This window comes from Pseudomonas vranovensis DSM 16006, assembly GCF_000425805.1.
GTDB classification, from domain to species: Bacteria; Pseudomonadota; Gammaproteobacteria; order Pseudomonadales; family Pseudomonadaceae; genus Aquipseudomonas; species Aquipseudomonas vranovensis.
The window spans coordinates 162,945-189,148 of record NZ_KE384459.1 but is presented as its reverse complement, the minus strand read 5'-3'; the positions used below and the strand labels follow the sequence as shown (position 1 = coordinate 189,148).

At 62.7% G+C, this 26,204-nt stretch carries 19 protein-coding genes; 8 read left to right on the top strand and 11 right to left on the bottom strand.

What is annotated here, in order from left to right; genetic code table 11:
• Window positions 1-94 precede the first annotated feature (94 nt).
• The 4 genes from H621_RS0126695 to ccoN form a co-directional block, all read right to left on the bottom strand.
• A complete protein-coding gene (locus tag H621_RS0126695; RefSeq protein ID WP_051270758.1) occupies window positions 95-976 on the bottom strand; it encodes a DUF4123 domain-containing protein in 882 nt (293 codons plus the stop codon).
• Complete coding sequence (locus tag H621_RS0126690) at window positions 973-3,105, bottom strand: type VI secretion system Vgr family protein (RefSeq protein ID WP_028946309.1); 2,133 nt, start codon at window positions 3,103-3,105, stop codon at window positions 973-975. Before H621_RS0126690 ends, H621_RS0126695 begins: the two co-directional genes overlap by 4 nt.
• Before the next feature lie 176 nt (window positions 3,106-3,281).
• A complete protein-coding gene (locus H621_RS0126685; protein WP_028946308.1) occupies window positions 3,282-3,494 on the bottom strand; it encodes a hypothetical protein in 213 nt (70 codons plus the stop codon).
• Window positions 3,495-3,505: 11 nt separating this feature from the next.
• A complete protein-coding gene (gene ccoN, locus H621_RS0126680; RefSeq protein WP_028946307.1) occupies window positions 3,506-4,933 on the bottom strand; it encodes a cytochrome-c oxidase, cbb3-type subunit I in 1,428 nt (475 codons plus the stop codon).
• A gap of 443 nt (window positions 4,934-5,376) precedes the next feature.
• On the opposite strand from ccoN, the gene H621_RS0126675 reads away from it, so the two are divergent.
• The 6 genes from H621_RS0126675 to H621_RS0126650 are packed head-to-tail and all read left to right on the top strand — an operon-like array spanning window position 5,377 to window position 11,744.
• Entirely contained in the window at window positions 5,377-6,978 is a 1,602-nt protein-coding gene (locus H621_RS0126675) for a phosphopantetheine-binding protein (protein WP_028946306.1), read from the top strand.
• Window positions 6,965-8,542, top strand: a complete 1,578-nt coding sequence (locus tag H621_RS0126670; protein ID WP_036990460.1) for a class I adenylate-forming enzyme family protein — start codon at window positions 6,965-6,967, stop codon at window positions 8,540-8,542. Before H621_RS0126675 ends, H621_RS0126670 begins: the two co-directional genes overlap by 14 nt.
• A 37-nt stretch (window positions 8,543-8,579) precedes the next feature.
• Window positions 8,580-9,506, top strand: a complete 927-nt coding sequence (locus H621_RS0126665; protein ID WP_028946304.1) for an alpha/beta fold hydrolase — start codon at window positions 8,580-8,582, stop codon at window positions 9,504-9,506.
• Window positions 9,507-9,518: 12 nt separating this feature from the next.
• Window positions 9,519-10,202, top strand: a complete 684-nt coding sequence (gene rpe, locus H621_RS0126660) for a ribulose-phosphate 3-epimerase (RefSeq protein ID WP_028946303.1) — start codon at window positions 9,519-9,521, stop codon at window positions 10,200-10,202.
• A gap of 35 nt (window positions 10,203-10,237) precedes the next feature.
• On the top strand, window positions 10,238-11,323 hold the full coding sequence (hemE, locus tag H621_RS0126655) for a uroporphyrinogen decarboxylase (RefSeq protein WP_028946302.1): 1,086 nt from the start codon (window positions 10,238-10,240) through the stop codon (window positions 11,321-11,323).
• Window positions 11,316-11,744 carry a MarR family winged helix-turn-helix transcriptional regulator gene (locus H621_RS0126650; RefSeq protein WP_028946301.1) on the top strand — a complete coding sequence of 143 codons (429 nt, stop codon included), beginning with the start codon at window positions 11,316-11,318 and terminating at the stop codon, window positions 11,742-11,744. Before hemE ends, H621_RS0126650 begins: the two co-directional genes overlap by 8 nt.
• A gap of 89 nt (window positions 11,745-11,833) precedes the next feature.
• Here H621_RS0126650 and mobA read toward each other — a convergent pair whose 3' ends face one another.
• Genes mobA through H621_RS0126635 form a run of 3 tightly spaced genes read right to left on the bottom strand, consistent with a single transcriptional unit; the run spans window position 11,834 to window position 16,788 of the window.
• A complete protein-coding gene (mobA, locus tag H621_RS0126645; protein ID WP_028946300.1) occupies window positions 11,834-12,409 on the bottom strand; it encodes a molybdenum cofactor guanylyltransferase MobA in 576 nt (191 codons plus the stop codon).
• Between the two features lie 60 nt (window positions 12,410-12,469).
• Window positions 12,470-15,598 (bottom strand): efflux RND transporter permease subunit, encoded by a 3,129-nt coding sequence (locus tag H621_RS0126640; RefSeq protein ID WP_028946299.1) that lies wholly within the window; start codon window positions 15,596-15,598, stop codon window positions 12,470-12,472.
• Window positions 15,599-15,609: 11 nt separating this feature from the next.
• Window positions 15,610-16,788, bottom strand: coding sequence for an efflux RND transporter periplasmic adaptor subunit (locus H621_RS0126635; protein WP_028946298.1), 1,179 nt, complete (start codon window positions 16,786-16,788; stop codon window positions 15,610-15,612).
• A 157-nt stretch (window positions 16,789-16,945) separates the two neighbouring features.
• Here H621_RS0126635 and H621_RS0126630 point away from each other — a divergent pair, with 157 nt between their 5' ends.
• The gene (locus tag H621_RS0126630; RefSeq protein WP_028946297.1) at window positions 16,946-17,647 is read left to right on the top strand and encodes a response regulator; all 702 of its coding nucleotides are present in this window, start codon (window positions 16,946-16,948) and stop codon (window positions 17,645-17,647) included.
• Between the two features lie 15 nt (window positions 17,648-17,662).
• On the top strand, window positions 17,663-18,961 hold the full coding sequence (locus tag H621_RS0126625; RefSeq protein ID WP_028946296.1) for an ATP-binding protein: 1,299 nt from the start codon (window positions 17,663-17,665) through the stop codon (window positions 18,959-18,961).
• Between the two features lie 56 nt (window positions 18,962-19,017).
• On the opposite strand, the gene H621_RS0126620 is transcribed toward H621_RS0126625, so the two are convergent.
• The 4 genes from H621_RS0126620 to wecB are packed head-to-tail and all read right to left on the bottom strand — an operon-like array spanning window position 19,018 to window position 26,160.
• A complete protein-coding gene (locus tag H621_RS0126620; protein WP_028946295.1) occupies window positions 19,018-19,863 on the bottom strand; it encodes a DUF4434 family protein in 846 nt (281 codons plus the stop codon).
• Window positions 19,863-22,838 carry an NfrA family protein gene (locus tag H621_RS0126615; protein WP_028946294.1) on the bottom strand — a complete coding sequence of 992 codons (2,976 nt, stop codon included), beginning with the start codon at window positions 22,836-22,838 and terminating at the stop codon, window positions 19,863-19,865. The genes H621_RS0126620 and H621_RS0126615 overlap by 1 nt, the downstream gene beginning before the upstream one ends.
• Window positions 22,835-25,009 (bottom strand): cyclic di-3',5'-guanylate-activated glycosyltransferase NfrB, encoded by a 2,175-nt coding sequence (nfrB, locus tag H621_RS0126610; protein ID WP_028946293.1) that lies wholly within the window; start codon window positions 25,007-25,009, stop codon window positions 22,835-22,837. The genes H621_RS0126615 and nfrB overlap by 4 nt, the downstream gene beginning before the upstream one ends.
• Window positions 25,006-26,160 (bottom strand): non-hydrolyzing UDP-N-acetylglucosamine 2-epimerase, encoded by a 1,155-nt coding sequence (wecB, locus tag H621_RS0126605; RefSeq protein WP_028946292.1) that lies wholly within the window; start codon window positions 26,158-26,160, stop codon window positions 25,006-25,008. Before wecB ends, nfrB begins: the two co-directional genes overlap by 4 nt.
• Window positions 26,161-26,204 lie beyond the last annotated feature (44 nt).

The window sequence follows — 26,204 nt, the reverse complement described above, 5'->3', positions numbered from 1 at the left end:
TGACGGCGGGGCTGTTGTCGAAGGGTTCGCTCAGCTGTTCACAGAACTTGCGATTGATGGCGAAGATTTCATCCAGGCTGAACATGAGGCGTCCTCAGAGAGAATGCTGACGCAGGCAATGCTGCAGCGCTTCGGCAAATGGGCGTTTCTGATCAAGGGCTTCCTTCAACGCTGTTTGCCAGGCTGGCAATTCTGATAGCGCGTCGTCTTGTAGCGCCTTAAAGGTGACGTAGCCGATAAGATCGTCCTGGCTGTTCAGGCCCAGTTCACGCGCCTTGGCCAAGTGATGCTGGGCAAGGCCGAGCCGGGTAATGTGACCGTTGTCTTCTATGCCTTTGGCTGCCAGTGGCTGTTCCAGCAGGTCGGCCAGTTGATAGCCGAGAGGGTCGCCCGCCAGTGCGTCCCAGCAGCGAAGATCTAGCTGAATGGGGGGAAGGTGCTGATCAGGTATCAGGTCGGAACCAGATACACATTGCCACTCATTGTGTGTGGAGCAAGTCGCTGGTATCCACCAGCTGTGGATGGGCATCAGCCAGGTTGCGATGCCTGGGAGGTCACGGCGTGCGTGCAGGGTCATGAGGGTGTGTGCGGTGTGATAGCGCAGCAGGTACTTGCCGCCATCGGGTGCGATCACCGTATTGGCGTGGCTCAGGTGGGTGACTAGTTGAGCCGGTGGCATTGCGCTGATCAGCCAGCCGCAAACGGCATCGCCTGCAATGGGGCCGAGGGTACCGTAGAAGTCGTTCTGGCCATGCAGGGTTGCCCCTGGACGAGCGGCAAACAACCAAGGACCAATCGGTTGCAGTTGGGTGAACTCTGGCTGCTGTAGCAGTGGCCACGAGGATGTGCTCGCGTAGTTCACGAGATGCTCGCGTATCGATGTCGGCAAGCGTGCCATTTCGACGATGGCTGTGAGCCGATAGCGTTCAGACTCACGCAGACGTGCGAACAGATGATCCTTGAGTGCGTAGGTCAAGCGCTGGCTCCTTGTAGGCGTATCACACTGCGGCCTTCCTCGATGGCCTTGAGCATGCAGCTGAGGCAAACAGGCTCGCCTGGGTTGGGAATGCCGCTGAGGGTGAAGGCATGCGTACCGCCTTCGGGGCTTTGGCGAATCGGCCCATTGATGTGGATCGCAACGCCATCGAGCGTGATGCCGGCCTCGTCCAGGCGCAGTGTGCCGCCAGGTGCCTTGATGACCATACGCTGGGCAACCTGTATTTCGTATTCCTGGGTACGATGACGAATCGCCTGCCCGGCCTCCAGATCGACATGACCCGCAACGCGCTGTTCCAGGTGTCCACCGATTTCCACCCAGTGATTGGCGGTGGTCGTGTCGCGGCGATGGTTGCCGACCGTCTCGGTGCGGTCCTGGGCTGTAGTGATGGTGTGGTGGCGGGCGATGCTCAGGCTGTCATCGCGGCCGATGTCGTTATGTCTGTCCTGACCGATCGTCACTTGTTCGTCGTTACCCACTACCTCGAACCGATCCCGACCAATCTCAACCCGCTCATCCTGCTCCACCCGCTCACTGCGATCATTCCCCACCCGCGTGGTCTCGTTGTGCTTGACCACGTTGTTCTGGTCTTTTTCGGCATGGATGAACACCTCCTCGTGTCCCAGTTCATCCTCGAAGCGCAGCTCGTTGGAGCCGCGGCCCTTGTGGGTCTGGCTCTTCAAGGTCATGCGGGTCTTGTGTTTGGGCAGTTCGTAGGGCGGCAGGTTGGTGGCGCGGTAGGTCCTGCCGGTGACGATGGGCTGGTCGGGATCGCCATCGACGTAGCTGACGATCACTTCTTGGCCAATGCGCGGAATGGCCATGGCGCCCCAGGTGGTGCCGGCCCAGCCCTGGGAAACCCGCACCCAGCAGGAGCTGGTGGCATCGTGCTTGCTCTGGCGGTCCCAGGGAAAGCTGAGCTTCACGCGGCCCCATTCGTCGCAGTAGATCTCTTCGTTGGGCGGCCCGACCACGGTGGCCATCTGCGGGCCGTCGATGCGCGGCTTGGGGGGCAGGTCGGCCTTCCAGTCGACGCGCCCGTTGATCAGCCAGGCGGTCTGCTGATAGTGCGTTCCCTGGCTGGCATCGCTGGCGTCTTCTTCCTGGCTGTCATGCTGGACGCCCTGGTGATTGATGCGCAGGGCGCGCCAGTGGCTGTTGAAGGCCTCTCGCGGGTGGCCGCCGAGGTCGAAGCCCAGGCCGGGCTGCAGGCGCGGGTTGTCGCCCACGGCTTCGGCGAGGCGGGCATCGTTGCGCAGGGCCAGCAGGCGGGTCTGGGTGAAGGGCTTGCCGACGGCATCGCGCTTGTAGCGGCCGGGGTAGTCGTAGCGCTCATAGCGGTTGGCCTGGCGCTGCAGCTCCTGGCCGGTGGCCTCGTGCTGCTGGGTATAGCGCGGGTGGGTGAAGGTGTAGTCGCGCTGTACCTGGCGCGTGGTCCGTACCTGTTCGGTGTAGTTGAACTGCCAGAGCGCCGGCAGCGGCTGGTCGCCACCGGGGCTGGCCTCGTAGCGCACCTCTCGGTCGTCGTCGGGACCGATCTGGCCCAGGCCCAGCACACGGTCGGTGAACACCAGGCGGTGGCCGCTGGCGGAGTGCTCGAAGGTGTAGAGCAAGCCTTCTTCGGCCGCCAGGCGGGCCAGGAACTGCAGGTCGGTTTCGCCGGCCTGCACGCAGTACTCACGGGGCGAGTAGGTGGCGGTGGTGATGAGCTTGCGGTCGAAGATGCGGTGCTGGCCGAGCACCTTGTCGATGATCTGCGGCACGCTCAGGGCCTGGAAAATGCGCCAGTCGGAGCACAAGGCCAGGCGTGCCAGGGTGGGCTCGACCAGCACCTGGTAGCGGGTGCGGCGAAAGCCGCTGGTGCCGACGGTGAGGCGGCTGACCAGGCCGTGGACATGGCGCACGGCGTATTCGCCCTGCCAGAGGGTGAAGCGCGCGGGGTTGTCGAGCAGGCCGGCGAACGCGATGTCGGGGTCATGGCTGGAGAGCGTGAGGGCAAGCCTGAAGGGTTGGGACAGGCCTTCTTCGAGGTCGAAGTCGATGACCTCGAACTGTGCCTCGCTGGCCAGGGGCTGGAAGGTAAAGCGCAGGTCTGACTGGCGCGGCATGGAAGTCCTTGTCCTGTAGGGGGCACAGGGCATGAACCTTATAGGCTGCATCGAAGTAAGTCGTTCCCGGAAGGTCTCAAGTTGGCGTGGGAAATTTCGCTTTCGGTTGGGTAGGCCTGGCTGCGTGCAAATGGATCGCCGGCAATGCCCGCCAGCGACCCATCCGGACTATCAGGTCAGGCCCTGAATGCCGCGTCCGGTTTCACGGCCGGTACTGGCTTGCCAATCGCCCGTTCGACCCGTTGTGCCACCAACGGGTCGTCGGCAAAGGGTATCAGGCTGGTCTGATCATCGACCTCGCGATCATGGCCGCGTAGACAGGCACTGGTGACCAGGTAGAAGAACAACACGCCGCTCAGGCAATACAGCGCATACAGCCACTCGTTCATTGTGATGCTCCTCAGGCGATGCGCGCGTTATGGAAGGCCAGGTGTTCATCGGCCACCCGCACCGTGCGCCAGGTGTTGTAGGCCATCAGCAACATGCCGGCGAGGAAACACACACCGCCGATAAAGCGCACCAGGAAGCCGGGGTGGCTGGCCACCAATGCTTCGACGAATGAGTAGGTCAGGGTGCCGTCGTCGTTGGTGGCGCGCCACATCAGGCCCTGGGTGATGCCGTTGACCCACATCGAGGCGATGTAGAGCACGGTGCCGATGGTCGCCAGCCAAAAGTGCGCGTTGATCATGCCGGTGCTGTACATGCGCTCGCGGCCGAACACTTTCGGGATCATGTGGTAAAGCGAGCCGAAGGTAATCATCGCCACCCAGCCCAGGGCGCCCGCATGAACGTGGCCAATGGTCCAGTCGGTGTAGTGGGACAGCGCGTTGACGGTCTTGATGGCCATCATCGGGCCTTCAAAGGTCGACATGCCGTAGAACGCCAGCGACAGCACCAGAAAGCGCAGGATCGGGTCGTCGCGCAGCTTATGCCAGGCCCCGGAAAGGGTCATCATGCCGTTGATCATGCCGCCCCAGCTCGGTGCCAGGAGGATCAACGACATCGCCATGCCCAGCGATTGCGCCCAGTCCGGCAGGGCGGTGTAGTGCAGATGATGCGGACCCGCCCAGATATACAGGGTGATCAATGCCCAGAAATGCACGATCGACAGGCGATACGAGTACACCGGACGGCCGACCTGCTTGGGCACGAAGTAATACATCATCCCCAGAAAGCCCGTCGTCAGGAAGAAGCCCACGGCGTTATGGCCGTACCACCACTGGACCATGGCGTCGGTGGCGCCTGAGTAGACCGGGTAGGACTTGAACCAGCTCACCGGGATCGACAGGTGATTGACCACGTGCAGCATGGCGATTACCACAATGAAAGCACCGAAGAACCAGTTGCCGACATAGATATGCTTGGCCTTGCGGCGTAGCAGGGTGGCGAAGAACACCACGCCGTAGGCCACCCAGACAATGGCCATCCAGACCGCGCCAGTGAATTCGATCTCGGCGTATTCCTTGGTGGTGGTCAGGCCCAGCGGCAGGCTGACCAGCATGATCACGATGGTCGCTTGCCAGCCCCAGAAGGTGAAGGCGGCCAACTTGTCGCTGAACAAGCGTACCTGGCAGGTACGCTGTACCGCGTAGTAGCTGGCGGCAAATTGTGCGCTACCGGCAAATCCGAAGATTACCAGGCTGGTGTGCAGCGGGCGCAGGCGGCCGAAGCTGGTCCACGGCAGTTCCAGGTTCAGTTCCGGCCAGACCAGTTGCGAGGCGATCCAGACCCCCATGGCCATGCCGACGATGCCCCAAAACACCGTCATGACCACGAATTGTCGGACCACTTTGTAGTTGTAGGCCTGCGCCTGTTGATGTGTGCTCATGGCTTTTTTCCACAGTTCCTGTATGGCTCGCTCTGCCGTGGGGGCAGAGCCCAGGCGCACTGTAGGAAGCTGGGCCGAGGCAAAACAGACTCAGAAACCTGGCAGAACTACGGATCAGATAAACACCCCGTATTCATTAGTCATCATGCGCACTGATATGGGCCAGGTGCAGTGAAATTGCGCTGTGCTGTGTTCGCTGGCGGGCGAACTGTGGCTTTAAGCCGCAGCCCGGCGAACATGGAATTACCTTGACATCACCGTAACCCCGGACGCAAAATTTCGACAAACTTTGCGCGCAAAGTTTTAGGCGCGAAGCGAGGGATCGTGTCAGTGATACGCAATTTGCAATGAAGCCAAACTGCTACGGAGTTTGTGCGAAGGCGCTTACACAATGGGGCGACGCCGCTGCGGCGGCAGACTATAAGAACAGAAGGGAGCATAAGATGAAGCTTTCCAAGGACCTGGTACTCCAGGCCAAGGCGACGTTCGGGACACCCACCTACCTCTACGATGAAGCCGTGTTACGCAGCAGTTTCAACGAGTTGCGCGATGCGTTGCCCGAGTGTGTGGACATCTTCTATGCGTTGAAGGTCAACCCGAACCTGTCGCTGGTCAAACTGATCCGCTCTTACGGTGGCAATGCCGAGGTCTGTTCGCTGGCGGAGCTGGAAATTGCCCTGAAAGCTGGTGTTGCGCCCCAGGACATCATTCTGCTGGGCCCCTACAAAAAGCCTGAAGAACATCGTCGGGCGCTGGAAGTGGGGGTGTTCGCCATCGTGGTCGAGTCTGAGAGCGAACTGCGCAAGTTGTCTGTCCTGGCGGGCGAGCTGGGCTGTGACGCACCGGTCGCCATTCGGATCAACCCCAATTTTTCCGCCGCGGGCTCTCCATGGAAGATGGGGGGACGACCCACGCATTTCGGTATCGAAGAAGACACTGCCGTGGCCAACTTCGGCCACTACCTGGCGTTGCCCAACATCAGGATCAAAGGCATCCATGTCTATAACGGCACCAAAATCCTCGATGCGCAGTCGGTGTACGACAACGCCGAGTACATTCTGGAGCTGTATCGCAGCCTGAACCGCCGCTACAACCTGGACCTGCGTATGGTCGATGTTGGCGGCGGCCTTGGTATCAAGTACTACGAAAACGAAAAGGAACTCGACACGGCGAGGCTCAAGCAGTTGCTGGCGCCGTTGTTCAATGCCTTCCATCATGAGTTTCCTCGCACGCGGATCATTCTGGAGTCCGGGCGCTTTGTTGCCGGCAAGTGTGGGTCGTTGCTGGTGACCGTCGACAACATCAAGGAAAACCACGGCAAGACCTTCGCTGTGACCGACGGTGGTACCAATTGCCACGGCGCGGCAGCCGGCAGTGGCCAGGTTCTCAAGCGCAACTTCCGGATCGTCAAGGCCACCGGTGACAACGGCGGACCGCTGCGTGAGTACCATATCTCCGGGCCGCTCTGCAGCCCCGACGACCTGCTTGGCCGAGATGTCCAGCTGGAGGCCTTGCATGAAGGTGACCTGCTTGCGGTGACGGCCTCGGGTGCATATGGGCCCACGGCCTCGCCGACGCTGTTCCACAGCCATGGCCACCCTGCCGAAGTAGTGGTCAGCCACAACCGCCTGTTTCTGGCTCGAGCCCGGCAAAGCGCCGTGGAAATCCGCGACAGCCATGCCGATGTGGCGCTTGATGAACTGCTCGGCACCGTCAGCAAGGTAATGCCGATGCCCATTGCCCAGGCGGCGACCCAACGCCAACTGGCGGACATCCTGCGGGTGGTGTTGAACCTTCCGGAGCATGTAGCCATCAGTGCCGACTCGCACCTTCGCGACGAACTGGGGCTGGACTCGCTGACGTCCATGGAACTGTTGGTAAGCCTGGAGGACGACATCGAAGGATTTTTCGTCAACCCCGACACCATCACCCCAGGGCATTTCAAGACCGTGGCGAGCTTGGCTGGCTACATCGACGCTCACCGACAGGTTCCCACGGGCCGTCGAGCGGTGGAGGCTATCGAGGTGCACCATGAAGGCGTCTGAAGTGCTGCTGCAGGATGTACTGGAAGCACGCAACGGACAGCATCCGGACAAGGCCGCGATCATCTATGCCGATGAAACCTACACCTATGCCCAGCTCGACGAGGCCAGTGCCAGGCTGGCGGCGGGCTTGCAGGTCAACGGCCTGCAGCGCCAGGACAGGGTGGTGCTGTGCCTGGGCAACCGGGTAGAAACGGTCTGTGCGTTCTGGGGTGTGCTCAAGGCGGGGGGTGTGGTCGTCAATGTGGGGCTCGAAACGCTTGCCGACAGCCTTGACTACATCGTTCGCGATGCTGAAGCCTCGGTGCTGATCACGACTTCCGAAAAATTGACCAGCTTGCGGGCTGACACGGCGCGACTCAGCCACCTCAAGCTCATCGTGTTGCTCGACGGCGAGGCCGGCTCGACGCACGTTCAAACCTTTGAAAGCCTGCTGGGCCAGGGGGCAGGCGTACCGCTGCCAAGTGGCAACCTGGACCTGGACCTGGCGGCCATCATCTACACCTCGGGGTCGACCGGGATGCCCAAGGGCGTGATGCTGACCCACCGCAACATGCTGGCAGCACTCGGTTCCCTGCACACTTATCTGGGCTACAACGAGACCGACAATGTGTTGTGCTCGTTGCCGCTGTCGTTCGACTACGGGCTGTACCAGATGATCATGGCCATGAGCGCCGGTGCCACGCTGGTGCTGGAAAAGGAATTTACCTGGCCGATCTTCCTGATCAAGAAGATTCGCCAGTACCAGGTCACGGTGATCCCCTTCGTACCGACCATGCTGGTGCTGTTGCATGAGTATGCGCGCAAGCGCGAGGCGATCTTCCCCGACGTGCGCATGGTCACCAATACCGGTGCGGCCCTCAAGGCGCCGCATATCGCGCAGATGAAAGCGCTGTTCCCCCAGGCACAGATCTACTCCATGTACGGTCTGACCGAATGCAAACGCTGCACCTACCTGCCTCCGGAAGACATCGACAGCAAGCCCGGGAGTGTCGGTATTGCCATCCCCAACACCGAGCTGTGGCTGGTGGACGATGAGGACCGGCTCATCGACGAGCCACATCAGGTCGGTCAGTTGGTGATTCGCGGGGCCACGGTGATGGCGGGCTACTGGCGCAATCCTGCGGCCACGGCGCTCAAGCTCAAGCCTGGACGCTATCCGGGCGAAAGCGTGTTGTACACCGGTGACTACTGCAGCCTGGATGAGGACGGTTACTTGTATTTCCGTGGTCGTATGGATCACATGATCAAGTCCCGTGGCATGAAAGTCAGTCCCAGTGAAGTGGAAGGGTACCTCTACGCCATCGACGGTATCGAGGCCGCCGCGGTGGTTGGCGTCGACCATGCAGCGGTCGGTGAAGGGCTGTGGGCCTTCGTCACCCTGGCCCAAGGTTCGCAGTTGACGGTCGCTCAGGTGCTCGAACGATGCCGGCAGGGCCTCGAAGCTCACAAGGTACCTCTGTCGATCACCATTGAAAGTAGCCTGCCGCGCACCGCCAATGGCAAGTTCGACCTCCAGCAGTTGCAGCGCATGGCTTGCAACACACAGCTGGCGGTGGCGGGATGAGCTGTCGCAACGCGCGATCACTGAGGAAGGTCAATCCATGAGTCTGGGCAATCGAGGCCGCGATCAATCGCTGGACGTCAACGGCAACCACTTCGCCTTGCGCACCTGGGGCAATCAAGATGCCCATCCAGTACTTGCCCTGCATGGCTGGCTGGACAATGCAGCCTCCTTCGAGCGTATCGCGCCCCTGTTGCATGACCATTTTGTGGTGGCCCCGGATCTTGCCGGCCACGGTCGCTCCGAACACCGGCGCGCCGATAGTGGCTATTACCTGTGGGAGCACGCCGACGATATGAACGCCTTGGTCGAAAGCCTGGGCTGGAAGCGTTTTTCAGTGCTCGGCCACTCCATGGGTACCGGCGTGGCGTCGATTCTTGCAGCCATGAATCGCACTATCGACAGCATGGTATTCATCGATGGGATGGGAGCGCCCTTTGCGGTGCCCGAAGGCAGCACGGTCGAGCACCTGCGCAAGGCCCAACGGTTGTTGCGCCTGGCATTACGTACGCGCCTGCACGGTTTCAGCGGCCCGGAAGAAGCTCGATTCAGCAGCCTGGAAGCGGCTATCACCGAACGACGCAATAGCATCAATGGCAGCCTCAGTGCAGAAGGCGCCCGGTTGCTGGCGATGCGCGACCTGATCAACCTGGGGCACGGCTACCGCTGGCGGCATGATCCGCGGCTGGTACTGCCTGAGCTCCTGCCACTGACGGAGCGCCAGGCCTGTGAGTTCTTGCAACAAATCACCTGCCCGCTGCACCTGCTGCTTGGACGCCAGGGACTGTTTGCAGGCAGCCAATTTGAACAACGCAGGCACGCCTTGCCACTCAATACCCGGGTGCACTGGCATGACGGCGGACATCACTTCCACCTCGATGCACCCAGGCCTGCGTTGATAGCCCAGATCAGCGCTGCACTGGGGCAGGGGGCGTCCGGGTTGTTGCAACGATTAGTCAATGAGTAATGGAGTACGCGCGTGAAAGAGTTCTGGATTGCACCTTCGATTCTGGCGGCCGATTTCGCCCGTTTGGGTGAAGAAGTCGAGCAAGTGCTGGCCGCCGGTGCTGATGTCATCCATATCGATGTGATGGACAACCACTATGTACCCAACCTGACCATGGGGCCGCAGTTCTGCAAGGCCTTGCGCCGCTACGGTATTACCGCGCCGATCGATGTACATCTGATGGTGTCGCCGGTGGACAGCCTGATTCAGGCCTTTGCCGAGGCCGGTGCCGATTATATTTCCATCCACCCTGAGGCAACGCAGCACCTGGACCGCTCGGTGCAGCTGATAAAAGACCTGGGATGCAAGGTGGGCCTGGTGTTCAACCCAGCCAGTACCCTGGACGCCGCTCATTACCTGCTGGATCGACTCGACCTGATCTTGCTGATGTCGGTCAACCCCGGATTTGGTGGCCAGCGTTTCATCCCCCAGGTGTTGCCCAAGATAGCCGCGGCGCGCAAGCTGATCGACGACAGCGGTCGTGACATTCGCCTGGAAGTTGATGGCGGAGTCAACCTCGAGACCATCGGCCAGGTCGCAGCGGCCGGTGCCGACATGTTTGTTGCCGGCACGGCGATTTTTGCCCAGACCGACTACTGTGCCACGATCTCGGCCTTGCGCCGCGAAATGGCCAATGCTGTACCCAGCCGCCTCTGACAGGCGGTCTTTCCAACGATTCTCGCGAATCCAGCATGAGTTACCCGTCCTTGCACAATAATTCCTTCATCAAGGCCTTGCTGCGTCAGCCGACGCTACACACGCCGGTGTGGCTGATGGGGCAGGCCGGTCATCCTTTGCCCGAGTATCGCTTGCTGCGGGCAAAGGCCGGTTGCTACCTGTCGTTGCTCAAGCAACCTGACTACACCACCGAGGCTACACTGCAGCCGTTTCGGTACCTGAGTCTGGATGCGGCAGTGGTGACCACCGACATCCTTACCCTGGCCGATGCCATGGGGCTGGGGTTGTACTTCGTCCATGGCGAGACGCCACGGTTGCGTCATCCGTTGCGCGATGAAAAAGCCATTCAGCGCTTGCGTGTACCGGATCCCCGGGCCCAGGAATACCTCTACCAGTCGGTGGCGCAGTCGCGTCGGGCGCTGGAGGGCAAAGTGCCGTTGATCGGCGTTGCCGGCAACCCCTGGAGCCTGGCCTGCTACATGGTGGAAGGTGGGCCACCGGGTGATTTCCAGCTGATCAAGCGGATGCTCTATCGGCGCCCGGAACTGCTCCACCGACTGTTGTTGACCACCAGCCAGGCTGTGGCAGCCTCGCTGAACGCGCAGATCGAAAGCGGAGCCCAGGCCGTGATGTTGCTTGATCCATTTGCCGGGGCGTTGGCCAATGGCATGTACCAACGCTTTTCGCTGTTCTATGCCCGTGAAGTACTTGCGCGGCTCCACAAGAGTCAGCACGGGCACCGCGTGCCGTCCATCCTCTATACCCGCGGAGCCAGCCAGTGGTTGGTGGAGACGGCCCAGAGCGGTGCCGATTGCCTGGGCCTTGATGCCAGCTACGACCTGGGCATGGCGCGGCAACTGGTGGGCAACACGGTGGCCCTGCAGGGCAATCTTGATCCAGCCGTGCTACTGGGCGATGAGGCTTGTATCCGCCGGGGAGTGCAGCGCACGCTGCAGGCCTTCGGTCCTGCCTGTGCGGGGACCGGGCACGTGTTCAACCTGGGGCAGAACATATTGCCTTCGACCCCACCGCAGGCCCTGGCGGTAGTGGTGGATGCAGTGCATGCGTACAGCCAGGTCAAAGGAGGTGTGCATGCTTGACCCAACGTTCGACTTCGACAAAATGCTGTGCTTTTCGCTGTATTCCACAGCAAACGCCATGGTACGCGACTATGCCGAGCCGCTCAGGAAACGCGGTGTTACCTATCCGCAACTGCTGGTGATGGCCGGGTTGTGGGGCAAGGATGATGTCTCGATCAGTGCCCTGAGCGAGCTGACGCTGTTCGACCTGGGGACCTTGACGCCCATCGTCAAGCGCCTGGCCGACAACGGCTTCATCACTGTCTACCTTGACCCGACCGACCGTCGTCGGCGCAACCTGTTGCTCACTGACAAGGGCCGTGAGCTCAAGGCCGAGGCGGCCAAGGTGTTCAGCAACATGGCGTGCAAGATCGACCTTGGCGAGAGTGAGGTGCAGCAGGTGCTGAACGTGTGTCACCGGATTCGCTCGCGCTTGCGTTGAGCGGGTTGCGGACGGTAAGGGAACCATGGCCGCTGCGCGGCCGATCGCAGGCTGACGCCAGCGGCTACACGCACCTGTGCGGCGTCGGGTCAGCGCTGCAGAAATTCCGGCGAGTTGAAGTTGCACAACCGCGCATCGTCGTCGGCACACTCCAGCGCTTGCACCGGATGCGCCAGCAGTGCCCGTTGCAGGCTGCGCTCACCCTGCTGCCAGCGCTGTTGAAGATCACCGGCAAGGGCCTTGGGTATCACACTGAACATCGGTTGCCAGTATCCACCCTGGCGCACCATGCATGCTTGCTGGTGTTCAAAGGCCTTTGCCCGTAACTCAAGTACCAGCGCCGTGTCGATCTGCGGCGCATCGCACGCCAGTACCAGCAGCCACGGGTGACGGGCGGCGGCAAGGCCTGCCAATACCCCGGCCATGGGGCCGGGGAAATCCGCCTCAGGGTCGCAGACCAGTTTATCGGCATAGGGCCGGTATTGTTCAAGGTTGCGGTTGCAGGAAATGATCAGGTCGTCGGTCAACGGCCGAACCACCGCCTGGACATGGGCAATCAGCGGTGTACCGTGCCAGGCCAGCAGGCCTTTGTCCTGGCCGCCCATGCGCAGGCCTCGGCCACCAGCGAGCAACAGAATGGAGAAGGCAGGGGCGGCGGGTGTCATGAAAGGGTTCCTGGCAAGATCAGCCAATTACCTTCCCATGCACGCCGCCGCCTGTCCAGATTACTGCGGGTCAGTCGCCGCTTGCGGTTGCTGCAATCGGGTCCGGCGCTTGCCGGTCAGGCGCATCACCACCACGAAGAACACCGGTACGAACACCACGGCGAGCGTTGCGCTGAGCATGCCGCCGATCACCCCGGTGCCGATGGCTTGCTGGCTGGCGGAACTGGCGCCGGTGGCGATGGCCAGCGGTACCACACCGAGGATGAAGGCCAGCGAGGTCATGACAATGGGACGCAAGCGCAGGCGCGCTGCCTGGACCGTGGCATCGATCAGGTCATGACCTTCATCGACAAGGCTCTTGGCGAACTCGATGATCAAGATCGCGTTCTTCGCCGACAGGCCGATCAGGGTGATCAGGCCTACCTTGAAGAACACATCGTTCGGCATCCCCCGCAGGCTCACGGCAATCACCGCTCCCAGTACACCCAGCGGTACCACCAGCAATACCGAGGTGGGGATCGACCAGCTCTCGTACAGTGCGGCCAGGCACAGGAACACCACCAGCAACGACAAGGCCATGAGCATCGGTGCCTGGGCGCCGGACAAGCGCTCCTGCAGCGACAGGCCGGTCCACTCCAGGCCCATGCCGGGTGGCAACTGGTCGACCAGGCGCTGGATTTCTTCCATGGCCTGCCCCGAGCTGAAGCCCGGCGCCGGCTCGCCCGACACTGCAACGGCTGGATAGCCGTTGTAGCGCGTCAGTTGCACGGGGCCGGTAATCCACTTGGCCTGGACAAACGCTGCCAACGGCACCATCTTGCCGCTGCTGTTGCGCACATGCATCTTGAGCAGGTCTTCGACCTGGCTGCGCTGGTCACCTTCGGCCTGCACCACCACCCGCTGCATCCGCCCCTGGTTGGGGAAGTCGTTGACGTAGTTGGAGCCCACTGCGGTGTTGAGCACATTGCCGATGTCGGCAAACGACACGCCGAGGGCGTTGGCCTGCTTGCGATCGACTTCCAGTTGCACCTGCGGGCTTTCCGCCAGGGCGCTTTCGCGGACGTTGATCAGCATCGGACTTTTCTCGGCATTGGCCAGCAGTTGGTCACGAGCAGCCATCAAGGCGGCATGGCCCAGGCCGCTACGGTCCTGCAAGCGGAACTCGAAACCACTGGAGGTACCCAGGCCGTCTACCGGCGGCGGCAGCACCGAGTAGGCGATGGCATCCTTGAACTGGCTGAAGGCAGCATTGGCGCGGTCGGCAATGGCCTGGGCGCTGTCGTCGGCACCGCGCTTGGACCAATCCTTGAGCGTGGTGAACCCCAGCGCTGCGTTCTGGCCTTCGCCGGAGAAACTGAAGCCAAGAATCAGAGTGGTGTTGCCCACACCCGGCTCCGTGGCGTTATGCGCCTCGATCTGTGCCGCGACCAGTTCCGTGCGGGCACGGCTGGCACCCGGCGGCAGCTGGATGTCGGTGATGGTGTAGCCCTGGTCTTCGGTGGGCAGGAACGAGGAGGGCAGTTGGCTGAAGCCATAGACCAGCCCTGCCAACAGCACCGCATACACCATCAGGTAACGACCGCTGCGCTTGAGCGCCTGGATCACCCAGCGCTGGTAGCCGTTGGTCAGGCTTTCGAAGCGGCGATTGAACCAGCCGAAGAAGCCGCGTTTTTCGTGGTGTTCGCCCTTGGCGATCGGCTTGAGCAGGGTCGCGCACAGGGCCGGGGTCAAGCTCAGGGCCAGGAACGCCGAGAACAGGATCGACACCGCCATCGACACCGAGAACTGCTGGTAGATCACGCCCACCGAGCCTTGCATGAACGCCATCGGCAGGAACACCGCCACCAGTACCAGGGTGATACCGACGATGGCGCCGGTAATCTGGCCCATGGCCTTTTTGGTGGCATCCCGGGGCGAGAGGCCTTCTTCGCTCATGATCCGCTCGACGTTCTCCACCACCACGATGGCGTCGTCCACCAGGATGCCGATGGCCAGCACCATGCCGAACAGGGTCAACACGTTGACCGAGAAGCCCAGTGCCAGCATCGCGGCAAAGGTGCCCGCCAGGGCCACCGGTACCACCAGGGTCGGGATCAGGGTGTAGCGGATGTTCTGCAGGAACAGGAACATGACCGCGAACACCAGGGCCATGGCTTCGAGCAGGGTGGTGATCACTTGCTGGATCGAGACCTTGACGAAGGGCGAGGTGTCGTAAGGGATGTCGAACTTGGAGCCCGGCGGCAGGTAGCGCGACAGCTCAGCGAGTTTGTCGCGCACCAGAGTGGCAGTCTCCATGGCGTTGGCGCCCGGCGACAGCTTGACGCTGAAGGCGCTGGTCGGCTTGCCGTTCAGGCGGGTGCCGTACTGGTACTCCTGGCTGCCGATTTCAACCCGGGCGACATCACCAATGGTCACCCGCGAGCCGTCAGGATTGGCGCGCAGGACAATATCGGAGAATTCTTGCACGGTGCTCAACTGCCCACGGATCACCACGTTGGCCGTGATCTCCTGGGTACCGGTGCCGGGCAGGTTGCCGATACTGCCTGGGGCGACCTGGGCGTTCTGGGCGGCAATCGCCTCGTTGACGTCGTCGGGAGTGAGGTTGAAACCGATCAGTTTCTGCGAGTCGAGCCAGATCCGCATGGCCCGCTCGGAACCATACAGCTGGGCCTTGCCGACGCCTTTGAGGCGGCGGATCTCGTTCATCACGTTACGGGCCAGAAAGTCGCTCAACGTCACTTCATCGAGGCTGCCGTCCTCGGCGGTCAAGGTCACCATCAACAGAAAGCCGGTAGAGACCTTCTCCACTTGCAGGCCTTGCTGGATGACTGGGCGCGGCAAGCGTGACTCAACCACCTTCAGGCGGTTCTGTACATCGACCTGGGCCAGGTCCGGGTTGGTGCCAGGCTCGAAGGTGGCGGTGATGGTGGCGCTGCCCAGGCTGCTTTGCGAGCTGAAGTAGAGCAGGTTGTCAGCACCGTTGAGCTCTTCCTCGATCAAGCTCACCACGCTCTCATCGACGGTCTGCGCCGAAGCGCCAGGGTAGATCGCGTAGATCTCCACCTGGGGCGGGGCTACGTCCGGGTACTGGGCTACCGGCAGCTGTGGAATTGCCAAGGCGCCGGCGAGCAAGATGAACAACGCGACCACCCAGGCAAACACAGGGCGGTCAATGAAAAACTGCGGCATGAATCAGGCCCTCACTGGCCGGTGGACTTGGCGATGGATGGAACGTCTTTGGCCGGGTTGTCGATCCGTACCTGATCACCTGGGCGTACGTGCTGTACGCCTTCGACCACTACGCGGTCACCGGGGGCCAGGCCGTCGCTGACGATCCAGCGATCGTTCTGCACGCTGCCCAGCACCACCGGGCGTTCGCTGATGCGCTCTTGGGCATCGACCAGCAACACGCGCGGCTGGCCTGCGCTGTCGCGCAGAATGGCGCGTTGCGGCACGCTGATACCTTGCTGCTTCACAGCCTGGTCCAGGCGTACGCGAATGAAACTGCCTGGCAGCAGGTCAAGGTCGGGGTTGGGGAACTCGCTGCGCAAGGTGATCTGGCCAGTGCTCGGGTCGACACTGATGTCGGAGAACAACAGCTTGCCCGGTAGCGGGTAGGCTGTGCCGTCGTCCTGGATCAGGGTGACTTTGGCCTGGTCCTGGCCCATCTGCTGCAGCTCGCCAGCGCGCAGGGCACGGCGCAGGGCGTTGAGCTCGCGGGTCGACTGGGTCACATCGGCGTGGATCGGGTTCAACTGCTGGATGGTCGCCAGCGGCGTGGTCTCGTTCTGACCTACCAGCGCACCTTCGGTGACCAGGGCCCGGCCGATGCGGCCGGAAATCGGTGCGGTAACCGTGGCATAACCCAGGTTGAGCTTTGCCCGCTCTACCGCAGCCTTGGCTTCGGCGACTGCCGCGTCGGCCTGCATCACAGCAGCCCGGGCGTTGTCGTGGTCCTGGCGGCTGACCGCGTTGATGGTGATCAGCTCTCGGTAGCGCTCGTCCTGCAAGCGCGCCTGGTAGCGGTTGGCCTCGGCCTTGGCGAGCACGGCGCGAGCGCTGTCGTAGTCTGCCTGGAACGGCGCCGGGTCGATCTTGAACAGCACATCGCCCTGCTTGACGTCGCTGCCTTCGCGGTATACCCGCTTGAGTACCACGCCGGCGACGCGGGCGCGCACTTCTGCGGTACGGGGAGCAAGGATGCGGCCATTGAGTTCGGTGCTGATGGCCAGCGGCTGGACACGGACGGTTTCGATGGTGACGGCGCTTGGCGGGGCCTTTTCCTCGTCCGGGGTGCTGTCGGAGCACGCGCCAAGGGACAGGGTAATGGCAAGCAGCGGCAGCAAGGCGCGCAGACGGACGGGGCTTGAACTGAACATGCGGATCTTCCATAAATGACCCGGCAATGCTAAGGCAGGAGGCCAACGTCCAACTGTTAAGCTGTGTAGGCCGAGTGTGAAAAAGTGTGAAGGGTTGCGCTGGCTGCGCAGAAGGTCCTATATCCTTGCCTGACTTTTCCAGCCTGTCAAATTGCCCATGCCCAACATCCTCCTGGTCGAAGACGACTGCGCCTTGTCCGAACTGATCGCCAGCTACCTGCAGCGTAACGACTTTTGCGTCAGTGTGATTGCCCGGGGCGACCACGTACTGGCCGAGGCCCGGCGCAGCAAACCGGACCTGGTGATCCTCGACCTGATGCTGCCGGGGCTCGATGGCCTGCAGGTCTGCCGCCTGCTGCGCGCCGAGTCCCAGGCCCTGCCGATTCTCATGCTCACCGCCCGCGACGACAGCCACGACCAGGTCCTGGGCCTGGAAATGGGCGCTGACGACTACGTCACCAAACCCTGCGAACCACGGGTGCTGCTGGCCCGGGTGCGTACCTTGCTGCGCCGCAGCAGCATCAACGAACCGCGTCTGGAAACCGACCTGATCGTGGTCGGCGGGCTGCGCATCGACCTGGCCGAGCGCAATGTGTTCTGGCGTGAGCAACTGGTAGAGCTGTCCAGTGGCGAGTACAACCTGTTGGTGGTGCTGGCGCGCCACGCCGGTGAGGTGCTCAGCCGCGACCGTATCCTGCAGCAACTGCGCGGTATTGAATTCAACGGCACTGACCGCTCGGTGGACGTGGCCATTTCCAAGCTGCGCCGCAAGTTCGATGACAGTGCTGGCGAAGCCCGCAAGATCAAGACCGTGTGGGGCAAGGGCTATTTGTTCAGCCGTGTCGAGTGGGAGTTCTGATCGGGTGCCTGACCCATGCTGAAAATCCTTGTACGCCTGTACCTGGTGACCATCGCCGCCTATGCCGGGGCATTGTTGTTGATTCCCGACGCGATTGTCGGTGCCTTTCACGAGCGCTTCATCGCCTACAACCTGGACCAGGCCAAGGGCGTGCAGAAGCTGATCGTTGAGCGCTTTCGCCAGGTGTCGCCGGCGCAATGGCCCGAGGTCGAGCGACAACTGGCGGCAGATTTCGCCCCGCTGCAGATCGAGCTGCGTCGTCAGGACCAGATCGGCTTGTCCCATGACGATCGGGCCCGGCTGAGTGGAGGGGAGAATGTGGTGCGCCTGGGCGACTGGGGCTATTACAACTCGGCCCTGGCGCCCCTGGATTCAACCTGGGCGGTGGAGCTGCGCAACCCGCCTGACCCGGTGGACATCAACCTGTTGTCGTGGGGCGTCACGGTGCTGATCGGCGCGGCCTTGCTGGGCTGTCTGCTGCTGTGGGTATGGCCGCACTGGCGTGACCTCGAGCGTCTCAAGGAGACGGCGCGGCGCTTGGGTCAGGGGCAGTTGTCGGAGCGTACGCAGATCCCGGCGCGCTCGAACATCGGCGAGCTGGCCCAGGTGTTCGACACCATGGCCCAGGACGTCGAGCGCCTGCTGACCCAGCAGCGTGAGTTGCTCAACGCCGTTTCCCATGAACTTCGCACACCGCTGACCCGCCTGGACTTTGGCCTGGTGCTGCTGTTCGACGAAGTGCCGCCCAGCTGTCGCAAGCGCTTGCTCGAGTTGGTGGGGCATGTGCGCGAACTGGATGAGCTGGTCCTCGAACTGCTGTCGTACAGCCGCTTGCAGAATGCCGACCAGGCCCGTGAACGGGTCGAGGTGTCGTTGCTGGAGCTGGTCGACAGTATCCTCGGCAGTTTTGCCGAGGAGCTCGATAGCCGCGACATCGAGTGGCAGGTGCGCGCCGACGACAACCTGCCGCGTTTTATCCTCGACCCACGCTTGACCGCGCGGGCGCTGCAGAATCTTGTGCGCAATGCCATGCGTTACTGCGACCGCCAACTGCTGCTGCGCTTGAGCCTGGATGCCGAGGGGCACTGCCTGCTGACGGTGGAGGATGACGGCATCGGCATTCCAGCGGACCAGCGTGAGTTGATCTTCCAACCGTTCTATCGCCTGGACCGCAGTCGGGATCGCACCACCGGTGGGTTTGGCCTGGGCCTGGCGATCAGCCGACGGGCAATCGAGGGGCAGGGTGGCACCTTGACCGTGAGCCAGTCGGCCCTGGGTGGGGCGCAGTTCAGGATCAGGTTGCCGCGGGGGTAGCGGAGCAGGGCGGGAGCAACTGCATCGCCAATAATACGGTGAGTTCCAGATACGCCTCAGTTGCCATGGTCGGTTAGCAGGCCCTTGGCCCAGGGCCGGTACCGCAGCGAGAACACGGCAGTGGGGTGACAGCCGGCCTGGGCGTGCGGGGTGGCGGCCACCGCCCTGAACGGCTGGCCTTCCTTGCTGACCTGACGAAAAGCTTCATGCACGATGCCGATGGAGCAGGACAGCGCCGCCTGGTACTGCTGGCGCACCAAGGGCGCAAGGCGTTCGGTGCCGGCACCGTCCTGCCACCACACCTGCAGCTGCAGGCCGGCCAGTTCCTCAAGCCACCGGGCGTTGGCCGCAGGGCTCAGGTGTCCGGCACTGAAGGCACTGATGTGCAGGGGCGCATCGAGGCGGCGAGCGAACGTTTGCAACTGGGTCGACAGCGCCTGGCGCCGCAGCGGGTCCTGGAAGTGCAGGTCGTCCAGCTCCATGGGCAGGTACCAGCCGGTCACCGGTAATTTCCAGCCCTGGCGAACATTGCGCTGCTGGGCCTGGGAACGTCCCAGCTGGGCTTTCCAGTAGGCACTCAGCCCAGCGCTGTCGATGCCCTCGATGCGCTGGTAGTAGGCGGCGTCCATGTACAGCCCCAGCACCAGTTGCAGGCCTTGTTCGTGGGCGCTGCGCAAGCTGTTGGCGAGCCAGCCGCCGGCGCCGCCGAAGTCACTGTCGCCGTAGGCGGTCCACTGAACGATGAGGGTTTTTCCGCCCTGGGCCCGGGTGGCTTTCCACAAGGTGCGCCACTGTTCCTGGGTCAGTTGCGCGTCCCGGTTTAGCGGCTGATAGAACACCTGTTCATCGGCGTGGGCATGCAGGCACAGGGCAAGTAACAGCAAGGCGGTCAGTCTGTGCATCAGAAGTTCATCTCCACGCCAAGCAACATTCCGTTGGCCCGCTCATACAGGTTGCCGCCCAGCGACTGTTGGTATTCGGCGCGCACTTTGAGGGTGCCGCGATAGGCGTTGTAACGGTCATCGTCGAACCACCACTGCCAACGCAGGCCGACGCCGGTGCGCAGGTCCTGGCGCCAGTCGTTGCTCGGGTCCTGGCTTGAGAACTCCAGAAAGCCGTAGGGCATGACGGTTTGCGGTGAGTCCGTACGCAGCTTCCAGGTATGGCCCTGCTGGTAGCGTGACAGCCACTGGTGGTCGCCGGCGCGGGTCCACCACGCCGCGTCCAGGTAGAGGGAACGCTCGTTCCACTCATCTTCATCGATACGCCAGTCGTTGCGCCAGTCACCCTGGTCCATGAACGAGGAGGTGGCGCGCAGTAGCAGGTCGTTGCTCGACTCGGCATTGCCACGCAGGTCGCCCCAGTTGTCGCCGACCTTGCTCGGGCTGAGCAGTTGCCCCAGGGTCAGGCCGTTGTAGTGCTCATCATCGATCTGGCGCTGGTGGTACAGCTCGGCATACAGGTTCAGGTTGGCCTGGCCAAGCGGCTTGTAGCGCAGGCCCACACCGGTACCCATGCTCTGGGCGTAGTCGGTGCGGCTCTGGCCGCCGAACAGTACGCGGCCGTACACCGACAGGGAACTGCCATTGCGGCTTGGCTCCGCGCCCAGGGCGTGGTCCCACATGGCCAGTTGCACATTCTGCGAGGCGGCGCGGCGCTCCTGGCGGTTGTCACGGAAGTTGTCATTGGTCGAGATACCGGCTGGTGACCAGGTGCTGGCCAGGGTGATGCTGTCACGCCGCAACAAGGCTTCGTGAGCCCGGCGCTGGCGGTACTTGCGCGCTTCGAGGCTGCCGTACTCGTCGCCTTCGTCGACCAGGTCCTGTTCTATATCCAGTACCCGACGCAGCTCCTGGCGCGCCGCGGCGCTGTTCTCTGCTTCGATATAGCGCAGCGCCAGGGTCTCGCCCAGGCGGTAATCCTCGGGCAGGTCGCGGGTGGAGCGTTCCAGGTGCGGGATCGACTGGCGGCGTACCGCAGGATCCGCCGAGCCCGCCAGGTGCATGCCGTAGTCGGCGCGGTAGCGGGGGTTGCCTGGGTCAAGGCGCACGGCTTCGGCCAGCCAGGCATCGCTCTGCTCAAGTTCGCCGGCCTGCCGGGCGGTCAACGAGGCGCCGTAATAATGGTCGGCACGCGGGTTGTGTTGTAGCGCCTGGCGTTGGTAATCCAGGGCGGAAGTGGTATCGCCCTGGCGCTGGGCAATCGCGGCGCCCAGGGCAAAGTCATCGGCGCTGCGGTGCGCGACCTTGTTCCAGTAAGCCTTGGCGCGCTCCGGGTCGTTGGCGTTGAGGGCACTGCGGGCCGCGGTTAGGCGGGCATTGTCGGTCCATTGGCTGTCACTGAGGCTGTTCCAGATCGGTTGTGCGGCTTGCGAGTCGCCCGCAGCCTCCAGCGCATAGGCCAGGGGCAGGCGACTGCCGGTGTCGCCCAGGCGTTCGGCAGCCTGGTAATACACCACGGCTTCACCAGGGCGTTCGGGCATTGCGCAACGACCCAGCGCGCGGAACTGCCCGACTTCGGTGGGGGTAGCCGGGACCGCCTGGCGCACCGCTGCGCACTCGCCGTGCTCCGCCAGCCTGGCCAGCAACAACGCCCGGTTGGCTGCATTGACCCGTGGGATGAGGCCGCTCATGCGGCGCACATCCAGTGGCGCATCGGCCTGGCTGTAAAGCCCCGCCAGGCGCTGCAGCAGCGACGCCGGCAAACGGCCCTGGCGTAGGTCGTAGGCGCGTTCGAGCAATTGGCGTGCGTGGGCGGCATGGCCTGCCTTGAGCTGCAGAAAGGTGGCCTGCTCAAGGGCTTGCAGGTCACCGGTCTGCTGGTAGTAACGCTCCCATTCCTGGGCCGAGCGGGCGCCGCCACCGGCACCGTTCAAGCGCTGGTTGAGCACCAGCCAGGTCCTGGGATCGTCCTGCGAGCGACACTGGCCGAACTGCTGGCGGGCCAGGTCCGGGTCATGGCGTGACAGCCACTCGGCGGTCTCCAGGCACGGCCGGTTCAGTTCATTGCTCAGGCGCCGCACGAGGATGCTGTCGTTGCCCTGGCGTGCCAGCTCCCACAACTGCTGACGTTGCTGCGGATGCTGAAGATCGGCCTCGGGCAACGATTGCAGCCAGCGCTGGGCAAGCTGGTCGTGGCCCATGGCGATGGCGCGGTTGGCCATGGCCAGGCGGGTCTGGCGGGCAATGTCGGCCGAGGGTGAGGTTTTCAGCAGTTGCTGCAGCGGGGCTTCGTCGAGGCGCTGCACATAGGCGTTGGCCAGGCGTTGCCAGTCTTGTGCCGGTAGCTGGCCGCGGGCAGCCAGCGGCGCGAGGGCGTCGATGGTCTGGCCCCAGTTGTGCAACTGTTCGGCCCAGTTGGCCCGGGCCAGGCGCAAGATATTGTCATCGCCCTTGGCGGGCAGGTGGTTGAGCCATTCCAGCGCCTTGGCAGCACCGCCAAACTTGGCCAGGCTCAGGCTGTAGGCCTGCCACAGGCGTACCCGCTGGTTCAGTGGACTGCTGGCGATCCAGCCTTCTACCTGGCTGGCGGCGGGCGGGTCCTGTTCGATCCAGGTCAGGCGCAACTCCAGCAGCGCATCAGGGGCGGCGGCTTTGGCTTGTTCGGCCAGTTGTTCGGCGTCGCGGTATTTGCGCTGGTGGGCCAGGGCCTGGATCAGCAGGGTGCGGGCCTCATCATTGTTGGGTACCCGCTCCAGCAGGTGGCGGGTCAGGCGTTCGACCTCCTTCCAGTTGTCTTTCTTTGCCTCACGGTAGCTGCGCTCCATGTAGGGGTAGCTGCGAAAGCGCTCGAAATCACTCAGGGGCGCAGCAAGGGTATGCACGGCATGGAGCGACAACAGCAGGCAGGCGGCCTTCAGTGGCGGAGGCAGGCTCATGCCACCTCCCGAGTCAGTTCAAAGGCTTCACGCTGTTCGCGGGCCTGTTCGGCGAGCGCGTCCTGCAGTACCGCTTCGGTGATAATGCCGCGTTCGATCAAGTGCTCGCCCAGGGTCATGGTGTCGGGGTTGAAGTCGATCAGGGCCTGGTTGAACAGGGTCACCGGCACTGTGCCGCGCACCTGCAGCAGGGTGCCCAGTTTGATCTGGTGATGGCAGACCCGCTCGAGCAGTCGGGCATCGTCCTGATGGCGTTCGAGGACGGCGATCATGTGCCGGACTTCCTCGTGCTGCCAGGGGCTCGGGTAGTGGTAGCGCAGGCCGAGGGTCACCCGTCCTTGCGGTGCCAGGCGGCAACTGACAGGGCGTTTGAGCTGCCGGCTGATGACGCCCAGCGACACCTGGCTGACTGGGCTTTCGCTGGCCAGCACCAGGGTCGGGCCTTCTTCGGCCACGGGCAGCACGGCGTAGTGTACGGCCAGGTTGCGTGGCATTTGAGCGATCAGCCTGGGGTCGATCTTGAAGGGATTGAGCGGCGCCCAGGGCAGGTCGAGTTGTTCGGCCAGGGTCTGCACCAGTTGCTCGCTGGTGATCAGGCCGCGCAGCAGCAGCTCGCGGCCCAGGCGCCGGCGTACCGGGTTGGTGACAGCCGCCTGCAACTGCTCCTCGGTAATCAGGCCCTTGTCGATCAAACGCTGGCCCAGGGGCGTGCGCATGGGGGTAGTGAGGGCCGGAAACTCGTGGGTGGTCTTGTCCCAGGCGACGCGCCGCGAGTCACCCATCTCCATGACCTGACGCAAGGCCCGCAGGTTGGCGAAGAAGTTGACGAAGTTGCTCCACATCATCCGCGGCGCCGACAACAACCCTTCGACAATCCCGTAGTAGCGGGTGACGAAGAAACCCCGCTGGAACAGGCGGTTGATCAGCATCAGGCCGTTGAGCCAAAGCAGCAGGGTGAGAGTCGGGCTGTCGGCCAGGATCGACTGGAAACGCCAGCTGTCGGGCGCGACCACGGTGACCAGCCACATCGCCAGGAGTACCAGGAACAGCAGGTTGACGAGAAAGCTCAGCAGGTAGGCAATCAAGCCGCGGCGGTCGCGCCAAAGGAAATAGTTGAGTGCGCCCTTGCGGCTCCAACCCAGGTTGCTGGTGCCCTGGAAAACAATGCCAACGATCCAGCGCGATTTTTGCCGGATTGCGTGCTGCCAGTCCCTTGGGAAATGCTCGCGCACGCAAATCACCTGGGCGAATTCGCGGCTCATGCCCCAGTGCCAGTCACGTTCCAGTGCCAGTTGCGGGTCGGTCATGGAGTAGCGGGCGAAGATGCACTTCATGCCCTTTTGCTTGAGGCGAAAACCGATGTCGTAGTCTTCGGTCAGGCTCTGAACATCAAAGGCAATGCCGTCGCCGTCTTCGAGCAGGGCACTGATTGCCCGGCGGCTGAAGCAGGTGCCGACCCCGGCACTGGGCACCTGGCCAGTGAGCGCTTCGCGCACGATCACGTCCTTGCCGTGGTTCTCGGCGAACTCATCGACGTAGTGGCCGGCGGTAAAGCCCTTCCATTCCGGCGCAAAGGGGTACACCGGAATCTGGATCATGTCCTTGTTGGGGAGCAGGTAGTTGTAGAGCCGCAGTTCCATGGGCGAGATGACGTCTTCAGCGTCATGCAGGATGAAACCTGCGAACTCGATCTTTGCATCGCTCTGAAAGCGCAGGATGGCATCGATGATGTTGTTCAGGCAGTCAGCCTTGCTGGTGGGGCCGGGGCGGGCGCATACCACTTTGTGAACGTTGGGGTAGTGCAGGCACACGGCATCGACATCGGCCTGGGTTTGCGGGTCGTTGGGATAGGTGCCGACAAAAATCTGGTAATTCTCGTAGTCGAGGGTCGAAGCTGCCAGGCGTGCCATTTCACCCACCACGCCCACCTCGTTCCAGGCCGGGACCATGATTGCCAGGGGCTTTTCCGGCACCTCGAACAGGCGCTTTTCGTCGGCCTTCTCGTACTTGTCGTAGATGCGAAAGCGACGGACCAGCTTGCGGCCCCAATAGACGACATCAATGAACAGGTCGTCCAGGCCGAGCAGGAACATCAGCGTTGCGAGGGCAATCGCCAGTAGTTTGAGGCCGAACAGTACATAGGTGAGGAAGTCGATGAACGCCAGGCTCATGAGTCATCGCGCTCGCGAGCGTTTTCCTCGAGCCAGCGGCTCAGTCGTTCAGCGATGCGTTCACTGGCATGGCCATCACCGTAGGGGCTGAAGACCCGGCTCATGCGTTTGTAGACGTCGGCGTCATCGAGCAGCAGGCTGGTCTCTTTGACGATTCGTTCGGTCAGGGTGCCCACCAGCTTCACCGTTCCGCCTTCGAGTACCGAGGGGCGCTCGGTGACTTTGCGTAGCACAAGCAGCGGCTTGCCCAGTGCCGGCGCCTCTTCCTGGACGCCCCCGGAGTCGGTGAGGATCAGGTAGGCGCGGTCCATCAGCCAGACGAAATGTTGGTAGTCCTGGGGGGCGATCAAAAGGATGTTCGATTGGTGCGAGAGCAACCCGTACACGGCTTTCTGTACCTGTGGGTTGAGGTGTACGGGATAGACGAACTGCACGTCGGGGTAACGCAAGGCCAGTTCTGCCAGGGCCAGGCAGATGCGCTCGAATCCCTGGCCGAAGTTCTCCCGCCGATGGCCAGTGATCAACACCATGCGCTGGTCATCGCGCAGTTGCGCCAGGGGCGAGTCGGGGGCCGGCCGCCAATGGCTCTTGTTCAGGTACTCGCGCATCCACAGCAGCGCGTCGATAACGGTATTGCCGGTGACTTCGATGTTTTCCAGCACCACGCCTTCGCGCAGCAGGTTGTCGCGGGCACGGTTGGTGGGCGGAAAGTGCAGGTCGGCGATCACCCCCGTCAGGCGCCGGTTGGCTTCCTCGGGCCAGGGTGCCTTGAGGTTGCCAGTACGCAATCCGGCTTCGACGTGGCCGATCGGGATCTGCCGGTTGAAGGCGGCGAGGGCGGCGATGAAACTGGTGGTGGTGTCACCGTGGACCAGGACGATGTCGGGCTTGATACGGGTGTAAGTGGCGTCCAGTTGCTCGAGCAATTGCTGCGACAAGCCATTGAGGGTCTGGTTCTGGGTCATCACGTGCAGGTCTTCGTCGACACTCAGGCCGAAGTCCTTGAGCACCTGCTGGAGCATTTCCCGGTGCTGGCCGGTGGAGCAGATGTTCAGCTCGACGTCTGGCCATTGGCGCAGCACCTGGGCCAGGGGTGCCATCTTGATTGCTTCGGGGCGTGTGCCAAAAACCATCATGACTGTGTAGGCCATCGTCGCGATCCTCGTCCCATCCTGTTGTGCGAAGTTGTACGACC

Excerpts from the sequence above, each read along its gene's own strand:
- H621_RS0126690 (WP_028946309.1), bottom strand. The coding sequence starts at position 3,105 with ATGCCGCGCCAGTCAGACCTGCGCTTTACCTTCCAGCCCCTGGCCAGC.
- H621_RS0126685 (WP_028946308.1), bottom strand. The coding sequence starts at position 3,494 with ATGAACGAGTGGCTGTATGCGCTGTATTGCCTGAGCGGCGTGTTGTTC.
- ccoN (WP_028946307.1), bottom strand. The coding sequence starts at position 4,933 with ATGAGCACACATCAACAGGCGCAGGCCTACAACTACAAAGTGGTCCGA.
- H621_RS0126675 (WP_028946306.1), top strand. The coding sequence starts at position 5,377 with ATGAAGCTTTCCAAGGACCTGGTACTCCAGGCCAAGGCGACGTTCGGG.
- H621_RS0126670 (WP_036990460.1), top strand. The coding sequence starts at position 6,965 with ATGAAGGCGTCTGAAGTGCTGCTGCAGGATGTACTGGAAGCACGCAAC.
- H621_RS0126665 (WP_028946304.1), top strand. The coding sequence starts at position 8,580 with ATGAGTCTGGGCAATCGAGGCCGCGATCAATCGCTGGACGTCAACGGC.
- hemE (WP_028946302.1), top strand. The coding sequence starts at position 10,238 with ATGAGTTACCCGTCCTTGCACAATAATTCCTTCATCAAGGCCTTGCTG.
- H621_RS0126650 (WP_028946301.1), top strand. The coding sequence starts at position 11,316 with ATGCTTGACCCAACGTTCGACTTCGACAAAATGCTGTGCTTTTCGCTG.
- mobA (WP_028946300.1), bottom strand. The coding sequence starts at position 12,409 with ATGACACCCGCCGCCCCTGCCTTCTCCATTCTGTTGCTCGCTGGTGGC.
- H621_RS0126640 (WP_028946299.1), bottom strand. The coding sequence starts at position 15,598 with ATGCCGCAGTTTTTCATTGACCGCCCTGTGTTTGCCTGGGTGGTCGCG.
- H621_RS0126635 (WP_028946298.1), bottom strand. The coding sequence starts at position 16,788 with ATGTTCAGTTCAAGCCCCGTCCGTCTGCGCGCCTTGCTGCCGCTGCTT.
- H621_RS0126630 (WP_028946297.1), top strand. The coding sequence starts at position 16,946 with ATGCCCAACATCCTCCTGGTCGAAGACGACTGCGCCTTGTCCGAACTG.
- H621_RS0126625 (WP_028946296.1), top strand. The coding sequence starts at position 17,663 with ATGCTGAAAATCCTTGTACGCCTGTACCTGGTGACCATCGCCGCCTAT.
- H621_RS0126620 (WP_028946295.1), bottom strand. The coding sequence starts at position 19,863 with ATGCACAGACTGACCGCCTTGCTGTTACTTGCCCTGTGCCTGCATGCC.
- H621_RS0126615 (WP_028946294.1), bottom strand. The coding sequence starts at position 22,838 with ATGAGCCTGCCTCCGCCACTGAAGGCCGCCTGCCTGCTGTTGTCGCTC.
- nfrB (WP_028946293.1), bottom strand. The coding sequence starts at position 25,009 with ATGAGCCTGGCGTTCATCGACTTCCTCACCTATGTACTGTTCGGCCTC.
- wecB (WP_028946292.1), bottom strand. The coding sequence starts at position 26,160 with ATGGCCTACACAGTCATGATGGTTTTTGGCACACGCCCCGAAGCAATC.